General features: G+C 46.4%; 1 protein-coding gene. It reads right to left on the bottom strand.

What is annotated here, in order from left to right; genetic code table 11:
* Window positions 1-3,830, bottom strand: a 3,830-nt coding sequence (locus tag EIZ39_RS27850; RefSeq protein ID WP_483296076.1) for an immunoglobulin-like domain-containing protein, incomplete at its 3' end; no start/stop codon positions are given.
* Window positions 3,831-4,139 lie beyond the last annotated feature (309 nt).

Below are 4,139 nucleotides of genomic sequence, written 5' to 3'. Positions count from 1 at the left end.
GCTGCATATCCTACAGCTAATGCACCTTTCCCGTTCGCTACGGCTTCGGCATCGGTTTGAGATTGCTTCAGCACTTTCACCACAAAGGTCTTCGTTTCGATTGCGGCACCTTTGGTAATCGTTGCGGTCAACGTCACGGTCGCATCCCCGGCGCTGTAAGCTGGTCGACTAATCGTTCCGTCAGCAGCGATCACCGCTGGGTTATCCGAGGACCATGTCACGCTCGTCCCATCGGCACCCATCGTAGCGAGTGTAAAATCTTGGGTTACTCCACTCGCACTGTCTCCTGCTGTATATCCTACAGCTAGCGCACCTTTCGCGTTCGCTACAGCTTCCGCATCGGTTTGAGATTGCTTCAGCACTTTCACCACAAAGGTCTTCGTCTCCGTTGCGGCTCCCTTCGCGATGGTTGCGGTCAACGTCACGGTTGCATCCCCGGCGCTGTATGCTGGACGACTAATCGTTCCGTCAGCAGCAATCACACCTACGTTATCCGAGGACCACGTCACGCTCGTTCCATCTGCCCCGATCGTCGCAAGCGTCAAGTCTTGGGTTACTCCACTCGCACTGTCTCCTGCTGCATATCCTACAGCTAGCGCACCTTTCGCGTTCGCTACAGCTTCCGCATCGGTTTGAGATTGCTTCAGCACTTTCACCACAAAGGTCTTCGTCTCGATTGCGGCNATGGTTGCGGTCAACGTCACGGTTGCATCCCCGGCGCTGTATGCTGGACGACTAATCGTTCCGTCAGCAGCAATCACACCTACGTTATCCGAGGACCACGTCACGCTCGTTCCATCTGCCCCGATCGTCGCAAGCGTCAAGTCTTGGGTTACTCCACTCGCACTGTCTCCTGCTGCATATCCTACAGCTAGCGCACCTTTCGCGTTCGCTACAGCTTCCGCATCGGTTTGAGATTGCTTCAGCACTTTCACCACAAAGGTCTTCGTCTCCGTGGCGGCTCCCTTCGCGATGGTTGCGGTCAACGTCACGGTTGCATCCCCGGCGCTGTATGCTGGACGACTAATCGTTCCGTCAGCAGCGATCACGGCTGCGTTATCTGTGGACCATGTAATGGTTGTTCCGCCCAAACCTTCTGTAGGAAGAGTTAATTTCCTTGTAACGTAATTGGCATGGTCTCCAACGGCATATTGAATCTCAAGAGATGACTTCGTTGCTGATACGACTTCCTGATCCGTAATGGCTTTAACCACCACACGAAATTCTTTTGTAACGAATAGTTCTCCTCTTTGAATGGTTGCTGTTAATACAACTTCTTGGTCCCCAAACGCGTTTGATGGACGAATGACGGTTCCATCGTTTTCAATGTAATGGGTGTTGCTTGATGACCAAGTGATCTTTGTACCATGCTCTCCTGTATCGCTCAATACCAGCTTATTCATGACCCGGTCAGAGGAATCCGTAGGAGCATAACCTATAGATAGACTTTCCTTATCTAAATCAACCAGCATCAAGAAGATCTCGTTAACAGCTTCATTTAAAATGGCTTGCAAAGCATCAGTTTTATAACCATCGTCAGGAATGTTAGCAAAAATGCTCTCTGCAACCCGCGATTGTTCCTTGGAAGGTAGTCCATTGAAATCTACCAAGTTTAATGTCGTAAGAAAGCTTAAGAATTGTTCCACGTCAGTCGCGGATTCCGCACTGTTCAATAATCGTAAGGAAGAAAGATCGTCATCAATCAAGGCATTCCAAAGCTGTTCCTGAAGCTTCGCTTGACTGGCAAAAGGACGGTGGTTAAGTAACCACTCGGCAATTGCGTCTTGGTCGTTCTTTTTCGCCAGGTCGTAATCCGCTTGATAGGTCGGATATTCAAAAATGAAATGAGGATAATCAGAGATCGCCTTTTTCATCGCAACTATTGTGGATGACTGATTAAAGACTTCTAATTCTGTGATCGCCTGCTTCAACACTTTAACCACGAAGGTCTTGGTAGCTTGTGCCCCATTCTTTGTAATGGTCGCCGTCAAGGTTAATGTGACATCTCCAGTACTGTGCGCTGGACGGGTTACCGTTCCATCAGCCTGAACGATGTTTGCCTCATCACTAGACCATGAAATAACCGTGTCTCCATAACCAGCGATTGGTAGTATCAGATCTTGGGTAATCGATATCGCACTATCTCCCGGTTGATAACCAACTTCTAAGCCTACTTTAACATCCTCGACTATCTCTTGATCTGAAATCGCTTTGACCACCAGAACAAAATCTTTTATTTTAACCGCCCCAGCCATGCGAACCGTTGCCGTAAGCGTCACGGTTTGATCCCCTAGAGCATTAAAAGGACGAATGACCGTTCCATCATTTTCAATGTATCTCGTATTACTTGATGACCAAGTGATCGTCGTTCCATATTGCCCGCTTGTAGGGAGCATAACGGCACGCTGCACACTATCTTTCGAATCTCGTGGACTATATCCAACCTCAAGTAATTCCGCATCCAGATTCACTAGATTTTGATAATTGCTATATACTTCTGCGATGGAAGCATCAATTCTTTCTTGAAGCGTTGTAACGGTATAACCCTCTTCAGGTAAAGCATGAATAATAGATTGAGAGACTTCTAGTTTTTCCTCATTCGATAACTGTCGGTACTCACTCAAACGCAAACCAGGTATAGCGTAATCGACCGCGTAACCTAGAGCATCAGCTACAATCTCTTTCGTGTTCTCTTCATCATTAACTGAGATTAACAACCAACCTCTATCAATTGCGCTATTCATAGTAGCCTGGAAGCTCTCTTCTGTACCATAAGAAGCATGTTCAACCAGAGTTTGAATAATCGCATCTTGGTCTGCTTTCATTAAACCATTGAACATATCAAGTACACCAATAAAAGGATCATCTGGATTAGCTTGCTGTAATTCCCCATGATAGATACCCATAGCTGCCTTCATATCGTTCGCAGTTTTTGCAGTATTGATTTGTTCCAATCCGTTTAATTCGGTATTTTTCAATACCTTTAGCACAAACACTTTCGTAGTCAAAGCATCGTTTTTGGTTATCGTTGCGGTTAAGGTTACCGGAGCATCCCCGGCACTATATGACGGACGATACACCTTTCCATCGGCATTAATCACCGCCTCGCGATCACTTGACCAAGTGATGGTCGTTCCATCCACCCCAATTGTTGGCAGTTCCAAATCTTTTGTAATGCTATCTTCACTGTCTCCTGGGGCAAAACCAATTTGCAATGCAGTCTTAGCATTTTCCGCGCGTTCTGCATCCGTTACCGCCTGTTTTAATACCTTTATAACAAAGAATTTCGTATCGGTTACACCATTCGCACTAATTGTTGCCGTTAAAGTCACGGTCTGGTCACCCTGATTAAAGGCAGGGCGAGTTACGGTTCCATTCGTGCTAATAAAATCCTCATTATCACTTAACCAAGAAATAGACGTACCACCCAAACCGATATTTTCCAAAGCGAGATTCTGAGTAACTCCCGTTGCGCTGTCTCCTAATTGATAACCAATCGCCAACAACGCTTTGGTTGCTTTCACGGCTTCAGCGTCCGTTTGTGCCTGTCTGATGACTTTAACGACGAACTCCTTCGTTACAGAAAATTCACCCTTATGAAGAGTTGCCACCAAAGTAACCGCGGCATCCCCTTGCAGGTAGCTTGGTCTTGTTACATTTCCGTTTAAATCAATTATATCTGGTCGGTCACTTTGCCATGTAACCGATGTACTAGATCCAATTGCCGTAGGCAAGATGACATTTTGCGTCACATTGGATAAATGATCGTTTCCATTAAACCCTATTTGTAAAGCCTGGCTCTCTGTGAGGAGTTGGACAAACTTGACCATATCATTTACAGCTTTTTGCACTGCTGCTCGATCCACATAACCTATATTTCTTCGTTTCATCACTCCAGCGGCTACTTGATCCTTTTCTGTGGAACTTAAAGTGTTGTATTGATTGTCAACTAAGTTTAATCCTAATACCCTGTTTTCAAGCGCATTTTGCATTACGGCTGAAGTTTGAGCCGTATTGACGGCAGCAAGGACGCTTCGTGCTGTTACTGCTGCATCAAAGGCGTCTTGCACGGCCGGTAGATTCTCGTATCCTTCTACTGGGCGATTTCCCAAAACATCTGCCGCTACTGCTGCCTGATC

The sequence above is a fragment of the Ammoniphilus sp. CFH 90114 genome (assembly GCF_004123195.1).
Classification (GTDB): Bacteria; Bacillota; Bacilli; order Aneurinibacillales; family RAOX-1; genus YIM-78166.
The sequence above is the reverse complement of the archived record's forward strand: the minus strand, read 5'-3'. Positions and strand labels throughout refer to the sequence as shown.